The sequence below is a fragment of the Paenibacillus sp. G34 genome (assembly GCF_056856875.1).
In genome coordinates this window covers 1,158,089-1,178,007 of the sequence record NZ_CM166469.1, presented here as the reverse complement: position 1 = coordinate 1,178,007, position 19,919 = coordinate 1,158,089, and the positions used below count along the sequence as shown (strand labels likewise).

The 19,919-nt window shown below is 37.4% G+C and carries 18 protein-coding genes; 3 read left to right on the top strand and 15 right to left on the bottom strand.

The genetic code is table 11. The annotated features are described in order from the left end of the window. Positions 1–2: 2 nt before the first annotated feature. The 3 genes from AC1VYS_RS05190 to AC1VYS_RS05180 form a co-directional block, all read right to left on the bottom strand. Positions 3–1,274, bottom strand: a complete 1,272-nt coding sequence (locus AC1VYS_RS05190; protein WP_482913300.1) for a restriction endonuclease subunit S — start codon at positions 1,272–1,274, stop codon at positions 3–5. After that, positions 1,264–2,856, bottom strand: coding sequence for a type I restriction-modification system subunit M (locus AC1VYS_RS05185; RefSeq protein ID WP_482913299.1), 1,593 nt, complete (start codon positions 2,854–2,856; stop codon positions 1,264–1,266). Before AC1VYS_RS05185 ends, AC1VYS_RS05190 begins: the two co-directional genes overlap by 11 nt. Before the next feature lie 952 nt (positions 2,857–3,808). Continuing rightward, complete coding sequence (locus AC1VYS_RS05180) at positions 3,809–4,315, bottom strand: hypothetical protein (RefSeq protein ID WP_482913298.1); 507 nt, start codon at positions 4,313–4,315, stop codon at positions 3,809–3,811. Positions 4,316–4,456: 141 nt separating this feature from the next. Between AC1VYS_RS05180 and AC1VYS_RS05175 the strand changes: the two genes are divergently transcribed. Next, on the top strand, positions 4,457–4,798 hold the full coding sequence (locus AC1VYS_RS05175; RefSeq protein ID WP_482913297.1) for a helix-turn-helix domain-containing protein: 342 nt from the start codon (positions 4,457–4,459) through the stop codon (positions 4,796–4,798). Between the two features lie 80 nt (positions 4,799–4,878). On the opposite strand, the gene AC1VYS_RS05170 is transcribed toward AC1VYS_RS05175, so the two are convergent. The 4 genes from AC1VYS_RS05170 to AC1VYS_RS05155 all read right to left on the bottom strand — a co-directional run bounded on the left by AC1VYS_RS05170 (position 4,879) and on the right by AC1VYS_RS05155 (position 11,973). Next, a complete protein-coding gene (locus AC1VYS_RS05170; RefSeq protein WP_482913296.1) occupies positions 4,879–5,613 on the bottom strand; it encodes a restriction endonuclease in 735 nt (244 codons plus the stop codon). A gap of 11 nt (positions 5,614–5,624) precedes the next feature. Continuing rightward, positions 5,625–6,086 carry a hypothetical protein gene (locus AC1VYS_RS05165; RefSeq protein WP_063565988.1) on the bottom strand — a complete coding sequence of 154 codons (462 nt, stop codon included), beginning with the start codon at positions 6,084–6,086 and terminating at the stop codon, positions 5,625–5,627. Between the two features lie 19 nt (positions 6,087–6,105). Then, the gene (locus AC1VYS_RS05160; RefSeq protein WP_482913295.1) at positions 6,106–8,673 is read right to left on the bottom strand and encodes a hypothetical protein; all 2,568 of its coding nucleotides are present in this window, start codon (positions 8,671–8,673) and stop codon (positions 6,106–6,108) included. Positions 8,674–8,835: 162 nt separating this feature from the next. Then, complete coding sequence (locus AC1VYS_RS05155; protein ID WP_482913294.1) at positions 8,836–11,973, bottom strand: DEAD/DEAH box helicase; 3,138 nt, start codon at positions 11,971–11,973, stop codon at positions 8,836–8,838. Positions 11,974–12,355: 382 nt separating this feature from the next. On the opposite strand from AC1VYS_RS05155, the gene AC1VYS_RS05150 reads away from it, so the two are divergent. Continuing rightward, a complete protein-coding gene (locus AC1VYS_RS05150) occupies positions 12,356–12,820 on the top strand; it encodes a hypothetical protein (protein ID WP_482913293.1) in 465 nt (154 codons plus the stop codon). 465 nt (positions 12,821–13,285) lie between these two features. Further along, positions 13,286–13,780: a hypothetical protein gene (locus AC1VYS_RS05145; RefSeq protein ID WP_482913292.1), complete on the top strand. Its 495-nt coding sequence runs from the start codon at positions 13,286–13,288 to the stop codon at positions 13,778–13,780. Between the two features lie 262 nt (positions 13,781–14,042). Here the strand turns inward: AC1VYS_RS05145 and AC1VYS_RS05140 are convergent, their stop codons facing one another. From AC1VYS_RS05140 to AC1VYS_RS05105, 8 genes are all read right to left on the bottom strand, one after another. Further along, on the bottom strand, positions 14,043–14,528 hold the full coding sequence (locus tag AC1VYS_RS05140; protein ID WP_482913291.1) for a hypothetical protein: 486 nt from the start codon (positions 14,526–14,528) through the stop codon (positions 14,043–14,045). A gap of 21 nt (positions 14,529–14,549) precedes the next feature. After that, positions 14,550–15,017: a hypothetical protein gene (locus tag AC1VYS_RS05135; RefSeq protein ID WP_482913290.1), complete on the bottom strand. Its 468-nt coding sequence runs from the start codon at positions 15,015–15,017 to the stop codon at positions 14,550–14,552. Positions 15,018–15,079: 62 nt separating this feature from the next. Beyond that, positions 15,080–15,556 (bottom strand): hypothetical protein, encoded by a 477-nt coding sequence (locus tag AC1VYS_RS05130; protein ID WP_482913289.1) that lies wholly within the window; start codon positions 15,554–15,556, stop codon positions 15,080–15,082. A 230-nt stretch (positions 15,557–15,786) separates the two neighbouring features. Beyond that, positions 15,787–16,296 (bottom strand): hypothetical protein, encoded by a 510-nt coding sequence (locus AC1VYS_RS05125; protein ID WP_482913288.1) that lies wholly within the window; start codon positions 16,294–16,296, stop codon positions 15,787–15,789. 108 nt (positions 16,297–16,404) lie between these two features. Next, positions 16,405–16,902, bottom strand: coding sequence for a hypothetical protein (locus AC1VYS_RS05120; protein WP_482913287.1), 498 nt, complete (start codon positions 16,900–16,902; stop codon positions 16,405–16,407). A gap of 135 nt (positions 16,903–17,037) precedes the next feature. Further along, positions 17,038–17,466, bottom strand: coding sequence for a hypothetical protein (locus AC1VYS_RS05115; protein WP_482934481.1), 429 nt, complete (start codon positions 17,464–17,466; stop codon positions 17,038–17,040). A gap of 376 nt (positions 17,467–17,842) precedes the next feature. Continuing rightward, positions 17,843–18,349, bottom strand: a complete 507-nt coding sequence (locus AC1VYS_RS05110) for a hypothetical protein (RefSeq protein ID WP_482913285.1) — start codon at positions 18,347–18,349, stop codon at positions 17,843–17,845. After that, positions 18,342–19,658, bottom strand: a complete 1,317-nt coding sequence (locus tag AC1VYS_RS05105) for a WXG100 family type VII secretion target (RefSeq protein WP_482913284.1) — start codon at positions 19,656–19,658, stop codon at positions 18,342–18,344. The genes AC1VYS_RS05110 and AC1VYS_RS05105 overlap by 8 nt, the downstream gene beginning before the upstream one ends. Positions 19,659–19,919: the final 261 nt, after the last annotated feature.

The window sequence follows — 19,919 nt, the reverse complement described above, 5'->3', positions numbered from 1 at the left end:
GATTAGACAAACATTTTTTGCAGGAATGCTTTCTTTGTTTCTTCCAGGCCATATAACTCACGCTGATGAAGGGTGATGAGGTCGTCAAGTTGTTTGAAAAAGGTGCCAATTTGTTGTTGTTCTTCTAAATTTTTAGGATAAGCAATATTCATAGTTCTCTGTGCAAGTATAGGAACTTGATTTCTTGTTGTTTGTTTCATGATTTTTTTTAACTGGTTTTGAATCTTACTTGATCGAATTGCATTTAAGAAAAAATGATTATCCATTTGATTTTTATTGACTCTATATAGTGTTAACGTAGTGCTTAAAATTACAAAGGGATACTCGGTTTTCAGCAATACTGAAGGACCTACAGTAGCATTATGCGCTAGTAAAATATCTCCATCTTGAGCAACACCTTTTTTAAATTTTTCTGCTCTCTCCAATGATAAATACTTAATATCTTGGTAATCAATATCACCGTTCTTTATGTTACTGGCAGATAAATACGGTATTCCTTTTTCTGTGAATTCAGAATTTTTCGGGTATAATTCCCCATGATTTCCATCACTCTGTTCAAAAATAATATTATCTTCTAACAATTCCCCTAACTTATGCTGATCCCAAGCATCAGTAAATCCAGGGAAACGAATTTCAGGAAAAGCTTCACCATTTTGCGGAAACATTTTTTGAAGCAACCCAGCCCTCAAATTTTTAATGTTATTAGACTTACACTGATGAAGGGTGATAAGGTGATCCAATTGTGAAAAGAAGGTCCCGATTTTGGTCTGTTCCTCATACCTTGGATATGAAACAACAACATCAGAAACGATTTGCTTATTCAATCCCCCACGTGTTTCATCACCTGAAGAAATCATTCGAAGCTCGTCATAACGTTTAATTAGGTTCTGATAGATAAACTCGTAATGCAATGTTTCATTAGGAACAATTGCAGCAATTGATTGATTAGTTGTTAGTGGAATATTGTTAATAGCTACTGTTCCACGCGTTTTCCCTTGTCCTGCTAACGCAATCAATACAGAATGTTCCTTCACCCAACGAGCACTTGAATTATTAAATCCTTCCTCTGAAATCATATTGTCTGTTTCATCAAGTCGCCTTTTATTAACTTCACCTGATGACATCCACGGAATTTCTTTTGGCTTCCAATATTCTGGTTTAGAAGTCTTTGGTGTTCCACCAGTTAATATTTCAGCGAGTTCCCCAAGCCTACGCTGTTCCCAAGTGTCAGTGAATCCTGCAAATCTAATTTCTGGTGTATGCTTATTCGCCACGATTAAACACCTCTAATGCTCCCTTAATCCATTCTGCATTTTCCTCATCATGTTGCAGTGAAGAGATCATGTCATACAGGCTAGATTTGAGTTTTTCTTGTTCTCTTCGGATGTCTTGAAAAGTTGAACCGATTTTGGCCATATCAATAGGTTCTTCTTCTTCAAAGGTTTCAACGTAACGTGGAATGTTTAGATTAAAGTCGTTTTCTTTGATCTTTTCAAATGTAGCGACATGGGCATATTTCTCAACATTTTCTCGTTTTTTATATGTCTCGACAATCTTATCAATATGTTCTTTAGAAAGAATGTTTTGATTCTTTCTTTTTGTGAATTCATGACTTGCATCAATAAATAATACGTCACGAGTCGTGCGGTTTTTCTTCAGGATTATGACAGTTGTTGGAATCGAAGTGCCGTAGAACAAGTTTGCCGGCATACCAATCACTGCATCAATACTTCCATCCTCCAATAATTTCTTCCGAATCACACCTTCTGCCGCTCCACGAAACAATACGCCATGCGGTAAGACAATGGCCATAGTTCCGGAATCCTTCAGATGGTAGAACCCATGTAAAAGAAAAGCAAAGTCTGCCTTTGATTTAGGGGCTAATTTTCCGTACCGGTTAAAACGTGAATCATCTAGGAAAGTATCATCTGAAGACCAGTTGGCAGAATAAGGTGGATTCATGAGGACAGAATCAAAGGTATAAGGCTCATCGGTTGGCCAGTCTTTGTTCAGGGTATCCCCATTGCGTAAACGCATATCCTCTTTATCTACACCATGCAAGATTAAATTCATCTTCGCTAGGTTGTAAGTCGTTGTATTGAGCTCTTGACCATGATACTTCACATTATCCGGATGGTTAATATAGTTTCGGACATTCAGCATCAAGGAACCGGACCCCATCGTTGGGTCAAATACGCTAAACAGTTTTTTGTCTTCTTGGCCGATTGTAGCAATACGGGCCATCATGTCAGAAACCTCATGCGGGGTATAGAACTCACCGGCCTTTTTACCGGCCTCGGAGGCAAATTGGCTAATTAAGAATTCATAAGCATCTCCGATGATATCACCGTTATGACCGATCACATCAATATCATTTAGTTTCTTCAAAACTTCGGTAATGGTAATGTTTCGTTGTTGGTCATCGGATCCTAGTTTTTTGGATGTCAGATCCACATCATCAAACAATCCATTAAACTGGTCATACTTCGTCGACAGATCGATGAAAGCTTTATTCAAGTCATTTAACTGAAATACGTTTTGTTTAGCCTGATTGGTCAGTACATTGAATAAATAATCTGGTCCAATATCATAGCCCAATGTATCTACTAAAGTGTCAATGAGATCCTTCTCCACTTCTTTATCTGCTAATAAGTTTCTGTACAGTTGGGTTTGTTTTTCTTGTGTCTTGTATTCTTCTTGTGATTCATCAGCGATTTCAACCACTTTTTCTAATAACTTATCGGATAAGAACTTGTAAAAAATTAGTCCTAGCAAATAGTTTTTGTATTCTGATGCATCCATTTTGCTGCGCAGGTTGTCTGCAGCACTAAATAATTTAGAGTTTAATTCAGCCATGTTAAAGTCCTCACTTGTCTATTGTTGTTGGTCTAATTGATTCAATATTTCTAATTAGAGTTTCTCTTAAATTTGCACTTGCTTCTTAGCTAAACCGTGCTGCTTTTTTATAAGTAAAATAAGCTTTACCGATAGCCTTTTTTTCAGCAAATGGCCCCTCCCAAACTCATCTATGTTACGTTGTTCTAACAAGTTACACTTAGAACAACAGTCTAAACAAATCCACTGCTAAGACACACTCACTTTACCCCTCCAAGCCACCAAGATTGCTTCTCTCACGGAATCATTGTTGTACATATCAATTCACTTAGCACCTTCACTCACTGACTGTGAAATTACGCAACTAGATAGTTGCCCTTTGAATGGATGAGCAGCAACTTTCTACTATTATACCATTTTGCAAAGCGGTGAATTGCTTCGAAAGATTAAAAAAAACAGCCCACAACCACTCGAATAGGAGTAGACATGGACTTTCACTTGGAAATTTCATGTTACTGAGTTAGCCTTGCAAAACCTCAAAAATTTATATATCCCTTCTTTTGATAACAATCCTCAGCTAACAATCTTTTGAATAGTTTTTCGACTTAGACCTATAAGACTTCCGTCTAAATCATCACCTTTTAATCCTATCGGTATATCTTTAAAATCACTCCACTATCTCTCTATTACATGAAATAACAATTCATTTTCGATAAAAAGTTTAGTTGTATTCCTATACAAAAATTTCCTTGTACTACCCTAGTCGGACATATTGTATATACGCTGAGCATAACGAAAAGCAAACTGTGCCAAAAGAGTCGCTCCTACTCCAGAAAATAACATTCGGTTTACGTCCAACTGCTGTCTATCATATGTGAATCTGTAATACTTTATTTAAGTACATCTACTCACCTAGTACCTATTTTGTCTGAAAGAATCGCTTCAACATCTTACACCAACATTAGATATCAGACTATGCTAAGTTTAATCGACTCTCTATCTCCTTTAATATTTCTTCTGTTCGTTGAAGTAGCTTCTCGATATTGTTTGGCTTTTGTGTCTGATCCCGGTCAAACTCCTCTACGGAGGACATATGTTGAATTGTACCAATGAACAAAGCAATGTCCAATCCAGATTCAGTATCAGTGTGTACTACAGGTAAAATATCATTCATAGTAAGCTCCTTCGGTGGATGTGTTGAATGATACTTATAACTATATAACGCCTTGATCATGGAGGATAGGGCCCAATCACATAGAATCAGGCAGGCTTTAAACTGATTATGATTACGCATGATGGCGGCAAGTCTGAGATGATACTTAGCATGTTGGTGATAGGCCATTATTGTGGTACGTAGCATGTGGTAAGCAGGAATATGTTTGGACCTAGGTTGTGTGGAGATATCATGGTATTGCAAACGTGGGGTAGAATCTACTTGGTGATTACAATGCGCTTCGGTTTTGGACCAATTTCTTGCCATTGTCATCCCTCCAAAGAGTTAATACCAGTATTATACAATAAAATGATACATATAGTAATCAAATAAATTATTTGTATTCTTTGTTTGGTGTTTACCTTGAGGAAACTTGTCTACACTTTTGAACATAGAGAGGTGAATACCATGAACGAGGACAGAGAAGTTCTGAAGCTGGTCGGAGCCAGAATTCGCGCACTACGCAAAGAAAGAGGGTATTCACAGGAATCCCTCGGAGAAAAAGGCGGATTTCATTTTTCATACATAGGACAGATCGAACGTGGAGAAAAGAATGTTTCTTTGGTGAACTTGGCGAAGATCGCTGAGTCACTTGAAGTAAACTTAATACAGCTTTTCGCTTATGTAGACGAGGACTTTCATTTCACAGAGTCAGAAGTAGTTATACAGGAGATTGTAGACATGTTAAGAGACGCCTCTCCTGACAGTATTCAACTAACCAAAAATGTGATACGTGAAATATTAAAGTGACCTTGAACATAAAAAAAACAAATGCAAGGAAGCTTACAAGCTGCTTTGCATTTGTTTTTCCGTCATTTTATTGAGGTCACTCAGATAGCTTTCGTTTTTCTACAAGTAGGGTAGCTGCTACATCCCCAAAATTCCGCCCCAGCTTTATTCTTACGTTTAACCATTGTAGCACCACAACTGCACTTGATATTAGATACGGTTTTAGATAAAGATGGCTCTTTCTTGGTCGTAGTAGTTTTTACTTTTCTATTGGAAGGCGTCCATTTCCCCCAACTGCGTAGCTTGCTGTCTACTAAACCACCGTGCCAATAATCCACTTTGAATTGATCAGCTTCTTTTCTTGCTGGACCCGTAAGATCAGATGTCGTCACGATCAGAGACAAAATACAGTCATGATTCCTTTTCGCACCTACCAGCTCACGAACAGTCATCACCTGAACCTTGTTATGATCTGCATAACATTTTGCCTGTACCGCTGTTTTTTCGCCACGCTTATCGGTGATAACCAAATCTACTCCACCATCTCTACCTCCAACACCAACTTCTTTTACCGTATACCCATTGTCTCTAAAATATAGTGTCAGTAGTCGCTCGAACTCTGCTCCCGTCATTTTATCTAGTGGCAAGGTTAGAATTACTTCGTCAGTTCTGCACGTAGAGGATGAGCGATTAAATCCAGTATTCGCAGATTTCTTGATAGCTGGATTCTTAGTTCTTTTAGATCTTCTAGTTTTTTTCTTTTTAGAAGGTTGTAATAACCAAGCAATAACTGCTAGACAGAATATTCCTACAATAAAAAATATTATTGAATTCATGTATGTTGTTTCTACTCCTTCTGAAGTAACTGTAGTGAATCACCTATCACAAATTCTATTCCATAATCTAACCATAGAGCTGTGCACGTTTTTTCGTTTTGCTGTATCCTTTGATACATCAAATTGTCTTTAATTTCATTTCTAAATCTCTCATGTCCAAGTTTTTTTAAACGCTCCAGCCTGACTGGTAAATTTTTTAATTCCTTGAAATTCTCAAATAATATTATAGGTATGAAATCATTATAATTAGTAATGCTTATGTTTGTGATATTACCACTGTTATTCTCTAAAATAATTATATTTGCATCATGAAATACATAACTATAATAAGTATCATATTTAAAGATTTCAAACTCAGGGTTATATAAGCTTAAAATATTTCTCTTTAGATCATTCATAAAAATATCAACATAAGAGCTGACTGCACTATTTTCAACTGTATTTAATGATTCGGAGTAACCCCTATTAAACATAAGCTCCTCCCTCGCAATCTTAGATATCTAAAATTTCCTCTCTTACTAGATCCGTTGATAAAACATTAATTTCAGCCTGTTCTCTTTTTAATATTTTATTAAAACTTTTGTTTATATCATCAACCGTTAACTGACAACCATCAGATGTAAACAGTTTAAACAGATTCTTTTTAAAAACATTAGGTGAATCACGTATTACTTCAAAATTTTCTAAATACAGATTATACATGTGCACAAGCGTTTCTGAATCTAAAAAGATAGGTCTTGTGTCATAATCATTACCTAGCATTTTATAAAAATGCTCTTGCATAGTGCTAAAATTATTTTCGTCAAATCTATTAGAAATAAAAATATGAGCTGATAGCTGATTTCTTCTACTAAAACGATTGACAAAACTATTTCTATTTAAATCTACAACATAATCTAGCGCTTTTCTTTGCTCATCCTTCCCCAAATCGTAGCCCTTCTCTTTTTTAGTTAGTTTACAATCGTAGGAGAAAACATAACTTTCAACATCAGTATTATTACCATTGGTTCTCGTCCAGGACATTGCAAAAATCCCTTCCGGAACCGCCTTTCCACTCATCTCTTTTCCCCATTTTTCACAGTTTGAGAACATATCTTTAAGGATAGCAAATACATCATCTTCAAACTCTTTATCCTTATACTTTTTGTCGATATCAACTGTTCCTGCTGTCTTCATAATAGATTCAAGGGCTTTATTTGCAGCATTAGATAGAAAAGTCTTTGTTCTACGAACTAATGAATCATGAATTTCATCAACTAAAAAAGAGAACTCACGTTCTTGTTTTATATATATATTACCAAATGTTACTGGATAAATGCAATTAGTATTATAATTTTCGATATTTTTTTCTTGTTCCCCTATAAAAATAATCATAGTAGGAGTAAGCATTTTTTCGATTCTACGAATGACCCGACTAGGTAAACTATTTTCTGCAACAATCACTTGGAGCTTCTTATCACTCGTTTGATTAGAAAGGTTTATAAACTTATATTTTTCGTCATAGAGACTGAGTTCACTATCTTGAAGTACACTCCAATCAGTTAAAGATTTCAAAGTCTTCTTTATATAACTGTAGACCTCTTTCTTATTGACAGAATAGTTCTCTAACATTTTTTCTCTCAAGGCAGTGCCACAATCATCAGGACATTCTGTTGGGATACTGCTCGATTGTTCAAAAACCTCTTTATACCCACAAGTCCCACATGAAATCTCTCTTCTATTGACTGAATTTAAAATGTTTTCTTCTATGAGTAGCCTGTATAACTGTTTTGTTTCATCCGTATAAAAATCATCTGTACTAATCTTACTCATGATTAAATCAACTTTATCTACTTTTCCATCGTCAAACTTCTCATTAGAGATTATCGTATTAAGGGGAAAGCCAAATCTATTCTTAAATTCTGAATCAATGGACAATTTTGTACGCTTAGCAATTCCGCTATCGTCCATTAAAAAAATGATATTTCCATCATCTTTCATTACGGTTCTAATCGTTCTATTAACATCACCATACGTTAGATGCAGAGAAGAAATGTCTTTTAAGCTCTCCATCTCAATTATTCCTTTTTCATAAGCATGCTGTACAGAAGGCCATATTTCGATATTTTTTAAACCTAACGTCAAATTTGGAGAATTCTTCAATTGACTCCCTCGAAAACTTATTCTATGAATCTTTAGGATAGAATCCGCAATAGAAACAGGGGTACCATGAATTATCGCTGCCTTAATCTTCTCAGGGCTATATTCAGTAAATATTTCACTGGAAACTAATGTAAGTTCACAATTAAATGCATCTGACACAAACTCTTTTATTGCTTCCTTTTCCAACTTAGTACTTGATTTAACCTGAATAGTCCCATCCGAAATATTAATTGTAAATAGAACTGGTGCCACTTCTTTGTTCCGAATAGCTTCCTCAAAATCTGGTCTTGGTGCATCATTTATTTGCCTATACAGAACTACTAATAAATTTTCATTTCGTAGCGTTGCGTAAGAATGCACCTTGTAATTATTTTTCCGACCAGTTTTTTTATACAAAGAATCAACTAATTTATCATTCCCCTCTCTAGGTACCGTGAGAGCTTGCTCCATTGTTATCTTTTTACTCATTGTAAATTGTTCATCTGATCCTTTGTTGTCCCATAAATGCCATGCTAAAACTTCAATAAGATTAGTCTGATTCTCATTATACAAATGAACAACTTGAGAAATTGTATGAATGAATTTAGTTTCCGACTTATGAAACCTATCATCATAAAAGTTTCTTAATGTTTTCTTTTTTCTCAACTGAAAATCTCGGCATAATAATATTTGCAACTTCTGTTCTTTAGTAAGAGATTTAAAAGAATCTTGAATTTCACCCTTTCCATTTAATTCTTTATCTATTTTGAAAAGAGTACCAAGCTCAATTAAAGCCTCTAGACTCAACGAGCTCAGAATCACTAACAATTCGTTATCTAATCTATCATCAGTCAACTCATTAAAAGCATCAAATTTGACTCCAATCTCACGCCAAAATTTTGAATCTGTCTTATCTATGTATTCGCTATTTAATGTCATAAAGGTCACTCCTTCTAAAATCAGTAGTTCAAATTGATTAATTCATATTATAAAAATAGGCTTATAGAATCATTATCCAATAAAAAACCACTTAATTCCACAATTAAATACATAATTAAACAAATAAACCTGCTTTACATAGCAGGTCCAATGATTTCATCATCAAACAATACACTTATTCGCCACCGCCATCATCTTGGCAGGCATCTCTTCCAGCAGTCGCCATACAAAGCTCATGGGTTTGTTCCCTTCATGACTCACGTAATCCGCCTCGCCCAGGAAGACAAATGGAGACGTATAGCCATGCTCCTCCTTATACTCCCGCACGAACAGCGCGATACGATGCCCCGTCTCCCGATGATGAATATAACGCTGCGCGGTAGCCGTATGCTCCGACACCCGGCTCTGTGTCTGCCAGTGGAATAACCGCTCGTTGATCGCATAATCCTCATACAGCGTAGATGGTGAGAAATCTTTGTCCGATTTGTTCAGTGTAATGAAGAAGATATCGGTCTGTTCGTCTGCAAAATACTTCACCCCTTCACGGAAGGCGGGTGATTGCTGGGCATTCCAGTAGCCGAAGGCGGCGAGCACTTGGTCGATCGAGTACATACAGTGGATATCCAGTGGACAAATGTACGGGAACGAATTACTTTTATCCACAAATCGTAGATGAGCCAGATTATATTTAAAAATATCCACAAGCTCTGCTCGGAATGCCTCACAAGACAGCACACGCTGTACACCCTCTTCGATGCTGCTCAATCCTAATTTCTCAGGTGCGGCCCGATGGAACGTGTAATAGAACATGATGAGCATGCGCTGTTCATCAGCGTTGGTCGGTTCTTTCCCTTTTTCAATAAAGTCGATTAGGAACGTCAGCCAGTTTCGGGAGTTGATCGTCAGCACAGATGGCAGTCTGCGGATATACTCATCCTGCTCACTCTCGATTGGCTCTGTCAGTCCGGCTTCGGCCAACATACCCCGGAAATACCTTTTGCCCGTACGTCCACCATACAATTCATATAGTGTCATCCCGTGATGCTCTACAAAATGAGCCAGCGTCAGTGGCAGTCCAGTGTCCTGCTGGAACGTTTGCAGCTTCTGGATCAACGCTCTGCGATTACGGCTCATCTGCTTCAGATTACGCATAACGTAATCCTTGGCCTGTTTTTCCAACTGAATAAAAGTGCCACGAGGCAGGTTCGAAAAGCCGTTCTCGACATAATACGAGATGGAATGTTTGGTCGCACCGATCAGGGCGCGGAATTTATCCTGGTATCTGTACTCCTGATGCGCTTGCCCGATGAAGTCGAGTACGGTCAAGCACTCTTTGCCTTCTGCCATCCGTAGTCCACGGCCGAGCTGTTGCAGGAATACGGTTAAACTTTCGGTCGGACGCAGGAACAAAATCGTATTCACCTCAGGGATATCCACACCCTCATTGTACAGATCGACAACAAAAATCAGGCGCAGTTCCCCGTTCACCAGTTTTCCCTTAGCAGAATGACGCTCCTGTTCACTTGATCCGCCATGCAAAGCTATAGATGGAATGCCGGCTTCGTTGAAAACTTTAGCCATATACAGCGCATGATCTACCCCTACGCAGAAACCAAGTCCTTTCACATCATCCAGATCGGTGACGTAACGGTTCAGACTTTGCATGATCTGGTTGGCACGAATTTTGTTATGGGTGTAGAGCTTCTCCAGTTCGTTCAGGTCATAGCCTTTACGTGACCACTTCACCTGAGACAGATCAACGGTATCGGTGACACCGAAATATTGAAATGGGCTAAGCAGCTTCCGGTCGATAGCATCCGTCAGACGGATCTCGGCGGCAATCGTATGATCGAAGTACGCGGTTATGTCTTTACCATCCATCCGTTCAGGCGTTGCTGTGAGTCCAAGTAAAATCTGTGGCTCGTAGTGAGACAGCAGTTTCTGGTAGGAAGGTGCAGCAGCATGGTGGAATTCATCCACAATGATATAGTCGTAATAGTCTGAGCTGGTGATTTCCGTTAACTTCATAGAGTTCAAGCTCTGTATGCTGACAAACAAATGCTCCAGCGCCTCCGCCCGGTGACTCCCGACATGTAGCTCGCCAAAGTTCATATCCTTCAGGATATACCGGAATGTGTCCCGGCTTTGCTTCAGAATCTCTTCCCGATGGGCGACAAAAAGAAGCTTCGCTCCCGCGTGGCTTGCGCGGAATCGCTTGTAATCGAAGGCAGAGATGACCGTTTTGCCAACGCCTGTGGCGGCCACGATCAGGTTACGGTTTCGTCCATACAGCGTGCGCTCGGCGCTCAGCTGTTCCAGCACTTCCTTTTGATAATCGTAAGGCTGGATGTCGAGGTGGAATTGTCCGGTTTGGTCTTTTTTGCGGTTCAGAGCTGCTCTCAGTTGTGCCTCATGCTCCTGATCCTCAGGAATGTACCTCGTAAATTCGCGGTCATTCCAGTAACTCTCGAAGGTCGCTTCGATCTTGCGCAGCACATCTTGGGAATCCTTCTCCGTGACCTTGAGATTCCACTCCATGCCACTGGTCAGGGCGGGGTTGGAAAGGTTCGAAGAGCCGACATAAGCGGTGGTGAATCCCGTATCGCGGTGGAAGATATATGTTTTGGCGTGCAGCCGCGTGACTTTGGTATCGTACGAAATCTGGATCTCGGTGTTCGGTAATTTGCTAAGTTCGGTAATCGCCTTGAGGTCGGTAGCTTCCATATAGGTGGTCGTGATGATCCGCAACTTTCCCCCACCTGATGTGAATTGCTGGAGTTGTTCCAACAGCAGGCGAAGCCCGCTGAATTTGATAAAAGACACCAGCCAATTGATCCGGTCGGCGGTCACGATCTCTTTTTGCAACTCCAGCAACATACTGGGTTCAGACTTGGCCCCTGTGAATAACGAGCTTTGGGCAATCGGCGTATCCGGGCGAATGATCTTGCTATCCCGAATGGCACGAATGCTGTTCAGCTTGGAATATACATGGGTCAGCACTTCCCCCTGCTCATCCAGTTGCAAGTCGTTATACTCCTCTTCCCCCAACGTGCCCTTCAGGGTCGCAATAATCTCATTGCAGGTTCGAATCTGCTCTAACACGGCCATCTTGTCTTCCGTCTGTTCCCGTACAATCTTAAGCGCTCGCCGTGTAACCGCCGCCAAATACGTGGACAGCAATTTACGCGCTTCCTCTGCGTCTAGTTTCTCGGTCCCAATATGATACATATCCGGGTCAAGTGCTGAAATCTCCTGTCTGGTGATTGTGTTGATAAGCTGTTCATATATGCCTTGTTTCATGAATGTACCTCGCAAGGGTTAGAATGGTTGCGGATATGTAGTTGTGTTCCATATGTAATATCTTTAGAGTCTTCTATACTATTATCGACAAATGAAGAGAACTTTTCATTATAGTTTACGATTTAAATAATATCTATCAACTTAAGGGGGGACATGGAAGCAAGTTTAAGATAGGGTGTGGATACAGTACAACGATTAAGATGCACAGGATGATATGTCAAAATACGCCTATACTTCACATTTTACATATCCTTAATTTGTATATACAATGAACGATTGTTATATCAAATTTATGAATCCACAAGTTATACCTAAGCATAGTTAGAAATAAAGAGTGCACAGACTCTATATGTCCTTTATTACGAAAGGAGCACGACTCTTTATGGATAAAAAGACCATAGTCATTGCCATCGTCCTTGGTATGCTCATAGTAGTTCTTCCCGCTGGATTTTACTTTTTTACTGAATCATCAGAAGAATCAGCACTGCCTAAACCTAATATCCCCACTCAAACCAAAACCGTAAATGGCATCACGGTCACGTTACTCAATGCGACGTATAATAATAGCGAGTTGCAGATTGGATATGAGATAAAGGGGGGCGGACAGTCCGAGAACGATTTGGGATATACCTTCTATAATGAAGGTGAACCTTTCGCTGGATCTGTAAGTGGAACGCTTCTACAACTCGGAGATAAACATTATTACATTACAGCAAAAACGGATCAAATCCGTGATCTGCCAGAATCATTGAATCTTACTTTTGAGATTAAAGCACGTCCAAACTTGGCTGAACAACGTAGCATTATTATCCCGTTCGAACTTGTATTAGAGAAAGAGAAGAGTTAATTCATGGTCTGCATGAGTTAACTCTTTAGAATGACCTATTTGGGTGCACATTTTTACAGGTTACTCTATGATCAGGATTCATTTCTCAATATTTTATACATCTGTGGGATTCTTATAGCACCATTCATTATCAAACGGTTTTTCTATTATTTTTTCTAAATCATTTAACTCATAAAACCAATCAAATTCTGTCCAGAGCTTGATATTTTTGTATATCTTGATAAACTCATAACTGAATTTAAGGAGAATTTCTTCGTTCAGGTTGTAATCTTCCACCATAATAAGTCTGAAAAGATTCTCACTTGAATGATAAAAATCAAGATTTATATAGTTATCATGCTCGTACTTCTCATCAAATGCCCAGAATGGAATTTTTCTCTCTGAATATTTTTCAAGCTTCGGAATTTAAAGTAACAGAACTGATGCTCATAACGTTTGTAATATATATCATTGAGGAGGTAAAAGATGAAAAAACTGATTCTGTATACTATGTTAATTATACTTTCATTGGGTTTCTTAACTGCTTGTGGTAACAAAAAGGATTCTGAGTCGCATTCGGGAAATAATGCACCTAAAACCGAGCATACTGAAACTCAAGCCGAGAGTGCTCCAAGTATACAAACAGGGGTTTTTGTCGATTTAAATTCTATAGACAACCCTTTGTTTAACAAAGACATAAAAGTTTTATTGGAGAGAACATTAGATTCATTAGCCAATAAAAAAGAGAAAGAATTCAGAAGCGTTTTTGCAGATGAAGAAACAGCCGATGCTTATATGTATTTGTTTGGAAAAGATTATGCATTTGAAAAAATCGGAACAGTTGAAGAAGATCAAGAAGATAGAATTGTTGTAGAAATTAGAGGTAAAGTTGTGTCTGATAACGAGGTAACAACACCCAATTCTTACTACTATTTTGTAAAGAATAAACAAGATAAGTGGAGTTTAGGATCTATTGATTAAATGAAAAATAAGATCCACTTGAGCTCGCCTAATTAAGTTAAGATTTCATCTATATCGTTGTCGGGTCCATGTAACACCAACTACTATGGTATGAATCGTTTATCCTCTTAAGATCATCCAAAGTGTAGAACCAGTTTTTCTCAATCCATACTTTCGCATCAGTGTACTCATTTAGGAAAGCAAATAAGAGTTGAAACTCTTTTTACATTCAAATACGATAAAAGATGAGATACTCATTCATTCTCCACTCCATCCTCTTAACTCAAATAACCCTTTCACTACACCACTTGGGATTATACGGCTTTTGACTCAGTCTCAAGATGTCATCCGCTGTGTAATACCACTCGGCATCATCGAACCATAAGTAATCTTCTGGATTATCTTTAAAATACTCTATTACAAACTTGTAAATGAATTCATAATCTTCATATTGTATATTTTCAATGTCTAATGCCCAAAGATAATTCTCGTCATGAGTAAGCCATGTAAAACTGTCAAATGAATCCTCTTCAATTGGATGGACGTTGAAAATGAAATACTTCAAATTCTCTTTATTCTGTAAACTTTTGAACTTGGATTCATCTACTTCTGAAAGTGTCCCTTCCCCCGATATAAAGAGCTGCCCATCATATTTAATTTTTATTAAAATGCAATACATATTTGCTTTAGCAGCTGATCTCTCAATAGCTTCTATAGCCTTCTCAGGGACATAACGTTCTATCTTCTTCAAAATAATTAACGAACTCACTCTCGTATGACCTCCTCTAATTCAGCAGGTGAAAACTTCATATTCAATCTGCTCCAGAAGCTCTCCATAATTCGTTTGAAGTAATTCGAGGTAAGTTACGTTGAACCTATATGTTCCTTTTTCATAAAAAAATATTTCCTCTCCGGATATGTGATAGAATAATCCATCTACATGGAGTGATTTTAGAATTGCAAAAGAGATTTCGTACATCATTTTATAACAGATTTCATATTGTTGATTGTTTTTCAACTCGTAAGATATAGTCTGTTCATATATAAAATCCTCTTCTTGGGACATCGTTTCATAAGAAGCGGCTGGATGATTAGGCGGGAATAGATTATCATATATCCTTATTTTCAAACCGCTGCCCAGATCAAATTCATCATTCTTTTCATTTTTTGTATAACTTACACTAAGTTTTTTAGTCATCAGTAGATTCTTAATCCATAAGGTATCCTGTCTTCCGTTTAGTTTAAGTGAATATTCCATAAAGCTTGTCTCCCTACTTTGATATGTATTCGGACTTATTCAAACTGTTTAAAATGGAATAACTAACTTGATAGCTCCTTTTCAATATAAGGATAATTAAGTATACTCAGCAGGCTCGAAGTAAAATATTTAATTTGATACTGATCTAACCGATTATTGGCAGTCAAAAAACCTTTTTCCATTCTAAGTAACTGAGTAGAACCATCTTCTAAGAATAATAGATTCCCTTTCGTATCTTTCATAATAAGTTTACTAATCACTTTGAACAGATGACCGATACCATCATTAAAAGTACGGCCAAACAATTGAATTGTAATGCATACATTCAAAGCTAGGTTATAATGTTTTTGAACAAACGTGATATCAGAAATATCCTCAATCTCAATGAACAGTGTGAAAAATCTACAGCCAACTACAACCTCATCTTCGTTAATTTGGAGTAAACTGTTCTCCTTAACCGTTTCAGTAACATATTGATTAATCATTTCACCTAAAGATTTACGGTTAAGTTTGGTTTCTAAAAATAACTCGTAGTCCATTGATTAATCCTCCCCAAAAAAACCTTGTTAAATGTTATTTTAGTTTTCTTTGAATGTATTAGAAAAATGGGTAAGGTTCATCAGCTATTCCAAAACAAATCTGTCTCTCGTAACAATCTCTTAATGGAATATCACTAAGGCAAAACTCACTATATTTTAACTTCTGCATAATCGTGATTATGAAACCAACTTTCTCTGTCAGAAATTTGATTAAAGTGAGCTTATATCTTTCATAATTTCACAGAAAAATCCTCCTCTATAAATGGATAATGAAGATGGTTTAAATTCTTTTTATTAATATACGTTGCACGGTATTCATCTACATTACTATTTACATACAAAATATCATTTTTTCTTTTTATCACTGGAAAAGAAGTGTCGTCCAGCAAAAGAAAATCTCCAGCAATAGATCGTAAAAGCTTTCCCATCAATTCTAGAAATTTCACCCATCCAATATTAAACGTCTTTGAAATCAGCTCAACACTAATACGTACATCTGTATTAACCCCATGATATCTAATATTCATTTCCCGATATTCTTGCATATCATGATCCTCATCATCTAAATCGATATCTATTGTAAAATATTCGCAACCGATGCATACATATTGAAAACCAAGTTGATGTCGTATTTTATCAAACTTAACTTCCTTACCTATTACATCCCTTGCCACCTCATATAACCGTTCTGCTGCGTTTAATCTTCCCAACTTACTTCCTATAAATAAGTCATACTCCATCTTTCTCCACCTCCTAAAGACCCTATAAATATATTTGTCTCAGAGTTACCATCAATAGTTAAGTAAAGATTCCATTACAACAGTATTCTTCTTTTGGCTCTGTAGTGTTTACTCGACAAAACCACGATCCATTGCATTCAAGACTTCATCACGAATATCTAGTGGGTTCTGTTCACTCCAAGTAACATCTGCAATCAAAAACGAACTACCATTTATATATACATATCCTTCCCTTCTATAAAAAAAACCACCTCTTTCATATAACTTAATTGCCGGCTCAAACAAATCTTTGTTATCCATAGCAATTGGATTTTTATCATCAATAAGAGCACGTAGTTCAAGATAACTCGTAACGAGGATCTTATGGTAAGAATGACTTATGTTGTTCAGTACCTCAATCGTCTCAACCTTTTCTTTGGGTTCCGTAATTGAATTTGAAATCATAATAAAAGGAGGTACACAAGTACCGGGATAATCTTTTAGAAATTTGGCTGCTCTCCTTAAATACTCTCGACACAAATAACTTTGTGACATAGTTTCCTCTTCTCCAAGCCTGCTCCAATCTATTACGGAAATCCTTTCAATCGCTTGGCTGTAATATCCCACATTCACCCTCCTTTTCGTTTTTCTAGCTTCTTCTGTTTCATTCTGAATAGAGACCAATTGTGTTTTATTTTCAAACCATCATAATTCGCTGATTTAGAACTCTGTTATTAAAAATCTATCATACCAGCCATTTAATCATATATACTCCATTTTTTGTATCTCTAGTTCTTGTGGTCTAAGAACAAAAAATCCGCCTCTTTCCAATATTCTGATTAATGGCTCATATACATTTAAATAGGCACTATGTTCTTGTTTCTTCTCAACAAACATTGATAATTGTATAGTAAACTCAATGATTTTCTTTAAATACTGGTAATCATCAATAAATTCCAGAACCTCTGGATTACAGTACATGGCAATCGGAAATTCATTCTCAGTATCACCAAGTAATTTGGCTATATTAGTAAACATCGGTGGTTGGGGTCTAAGACCCTCATTTTTATAAAATAAAGCCAGTCTTCTTAGAAATTCATACCCTAAATCTGCATCTTCATTAGACACAATAGTACCAACTTTTCTCCAATTAATTTCGTTTATTCTGCACACTGTATCATCTAGATACATTTCTCTCACCTCTAAATTCATGTTAGTTCGGTTTCATAATGATCGATACCAAGTGTACTACTATCTTCAAATTCACTATTCAGCAATCTTCTCCGGAAATTTTTTCTTAAGTCTTTGCTACATTTAATCCATCTTCGTCAATCTGTTCAAAGTAAGGAATAGAACTAATTAGAGTATGAGATTCAAGTATTCTAGTACGTACAACAAATTCAATCAGATGGGTCATACGTATTATTGGTTGAATGACGTTTTTATTCGGCACTAGGTGGGCTGTTTTTGAAAAGCCGCTACTTAATTTTAGAATGGAGCAGATAAAAAAAGAAACCACAACAAGGCAAAAGCTCCCATTGTGGGTTTGTTAAAAAACTCACTTATTCTATATACCTTTGTCTATCTCATCTAGATAACTATCACTAATATCCTCTGGTTCAAACAAACTAGAATCTGAGGATACAAATCGCAAACAAGTTAGTCCCCCAATAATAAACAGTCCTTTATCATATTGTATTCTTCCACCTCTTTCAAATAGCTTTATTATGGGTGAGTATAGCTCCTGAAACTGAACAGCAATTGGCACACCCTCCCCTATTAAGTAGGCCCATTCCAAGTAATATTTACACACTTCTCTAACAAAAATACCTTTTACATTTTGGAGAGCTTCTGTACATTCATCTAATATATTTATGGGTAATTTCATACCAACTAACTCCATTGCACTAAATACTGTTATTCGCATCGAATCTTTTTGACAATAATCATAGAATAATGAGCTTCTTCTCAGGTGTTCAGACAATAACACAGCATATGACGGTCTCTTAAACTCAATGTGGCTCCAATCAATATCTCGAATAATACATTTAGCTTCTTCAAAAACCTTATTCATCTTTTCCCTCCATATTATCTAAATAACTCCTCAGTTTTTTACTAATATCCCCCAAATCGTTACCCTCGATCTCTGGAAAGTCACCTGGTTGAGGAGGTGCTAAATCATGTGCACCGGGGGGGTATCCATCTGATGGTTTACCATCCTTAAATGACTCAATTTTACGGATAGGCATTCCTTCCTGCATGAGTTTACTTTCTGCTAATTCGTGATCTGCTAGCTCTCTAAACCATGCCTTTTCAGCAGGGGGGAGTTCAGTACTTAATGCTTTTCCCCATCCATACGCTAAGTTAATATCTGGAGTAAGATAACCTTCATAATAATACTTACCATTTTCATCTACTAAATTAGTATGTTTAGTTAAAAACAAATGCTTTTTCATTGCAGTAACTTCATTTAAACTTAATCCAGTATTTTTTGAAATAGTTTCTATTTCTCTCTTGTCTAAACCTGTTAATCTCAATCTATCATAAATATTTATAGTTATTTCTTCGCCCTTAAATACAGGTATAAATACATTCGGTTCCCCTCTTGGTTCAATTGGTTTTACAGGAGGAACTTTACCCTCCCCCTCATTGCCATTCCCCTTATCAGTCTCTTTCTTACCTTCTCCTGATCTACTTGATCCACCTGATCCACCTGATCCACCTGATCCACCTGATCCATGATGATCCTTCGAATGCAAAGCTTTGCCAAAGAGAAAATAAGAAAGTGCTTGGCCTATCACCGCTCCTTTATAGTAGCCCGACTCGTCCTCACTAAGCTGTTTTTTCTGCTCGTTCACAAACTGCTCGATGTCGGATCTTGCTGTTCCTGTGCCCCATGCGGTATCCCAGGCAAATCCTATTCCGCGTCCAACGTCCACGATTTTACCAACCGACAGATCATAGGCCAGACTACCCAATGTACTGAATGGATTATAAAAGAGTGCTTCTATAGTCTCGCTCACACCTGTAACTGTATCGCCGATAGCTTTATCAATCAATCCCGTGGCAAAATTGGGTTCCAGCTTATCCGGGATTTGCAGCATTTCTCCGTCTGAATTGTCTGCTTTTTTGAATGCACTTAACGTCATACTTATCTTATTCTGAAATTTATCCAGCAACCCAAGTGTAGAGGGGAATACACTCTCCTTGATATTCATGAAATCCCAAAAAAACTTCTCGCTTGTCACACCCGACCATTCCGATTGCAAAAAATACATCGTCTTGTCCAATTCATACACAATTTTGCCAAGCTGTTGTTTACTCTGCTGAAGCAGACGTACGTTTTTTTCCAATTCATCCGGGTGCACCTGAATCCGTGTCATGGTATCTCACCGCCAACCTGATCATAGTCGTTATACCTAAATTTTAACAAACCTAAAATTACATTGGAATTGAACAGAAGAAGCATTTTTCGCTTCATCTATTCGGTATTTAGGTAACTACTTTAGGCAGCGAAGTTTACATATTTGCGCACACTATAGCTGCTTTTTTTAGAATAAATTCATCATCAAAAAGTAAAGCCTTACTATCGTTATCCCATTATATATTCCCACGAAGCACTCAATGGTAGAACAACCTCTTAA

Bases quoted from the DNA above. Each gene is read 5' to 3' on its own strand.
- AC1VYS_RS05185 (WP_482913299.1), bottom strand. From the start codon at position 2,856: ATGGCTGAATTAAACTCTAAATTATTTAGTGCTGCAGACAACCTGCGC.
- AC1VYS_RS05180 (WP_482913298.1), bottom strand. From the start codon at position 4,315: ATGGCAAGAAATTGGTCCAAAACCGAAGCGCATTGTAATCACCAAGTA.
- AC1VYS_RS05175 (WP_482913297.1), top strand. From the start codon at position 4,457: ATGAACGAGGACAGAGAAGTTCTGAAGCTGGTCGGAGCCAGAATTCGC.
- AC1VYS_RS05170 (WP_482913296.1), bottom strand. From the start codon at position 5,613: ATGAATTCAATAATATTTTTTATTGTAGGAATATTCTGTCTAGCAGTT.
- AC1VYS_RS05165 (WP_063565988.1), bottom strand. From the start codon at position 6,086: ATGTTTAATAGGGGTTACTCCGAATCATTAAATACAGTTGAAAATAGT.
- AC1VYS_RS05160 (WP_482913295.1), bottom strand. From the start codon at position 8,673: ATGACATTAAATAGCGAATACATAGATAAGACAGATTCAAAATTTTGG.
- AC1VYS_RS05155 (WP_482913294.1), bottom strand. From the start codon at position 11,973: ATGAAACAAGGCATATATGAACAGCTTATCAACACAATCACCAGACAG.
- AC1VYS_RS05150 (WP_482913293.1), top strand. From the start codon at position 12,356: ATGGATAAAAAGACCATAGTCATTGCCATCGTCCTTGGTATGCTCATA.
- AC1VYS_RS05145 (WP_482913292.1), top strand. From the start codon at position 13,286: ATGAAAAAACTGATTCTGTATACTATGTTAATTATACTTTCATTGGGT.
- AC1VYS_RS05135 (WP_482913290.1), bottom strand. From the start codon at position 15,017: ATGGAATATTCACTTAAACTAAACGGAAGACAGGATACCTTATGGATT.
- AC1VYS_RS05130 (WP_482913289.1), bottom strand. From the start codon at position 15,556: ATGGACTACGAGTTATTTTTAGAAACCAAACTTAACCGTAAATCTTTA.
- AC1VYS_RS05125 (WP_482913288.1), bottom strand. From the start codon at position 16,296: ATGGAGTATGACTTATTTATAGGAAGTAAGTTGGGAAGATTAAACGCA.
- AC1VYS_RS05115 (WP_482934481.1), bottom strand. From the start codon at position 17,466: ATGTATCTAGATGATACAGTGTGCAGAATAAACGAAATTAATTGGAGA.
- AC1VYS_RS05110 (WP_482913285.1), bottom strand. From the start codon at position 18,349: ATGAATAAGGTTTTTGAAGAAGCTAAATGTATTATTCGAGATATTGAT.
- AC1VYS_RS05105 (WP_482913284.1), bottom strand. From the start codon at position 19,658: ATGACACGGATTCAGGTGCACCCGGATGAATTGGAAAAAAACGTACGT.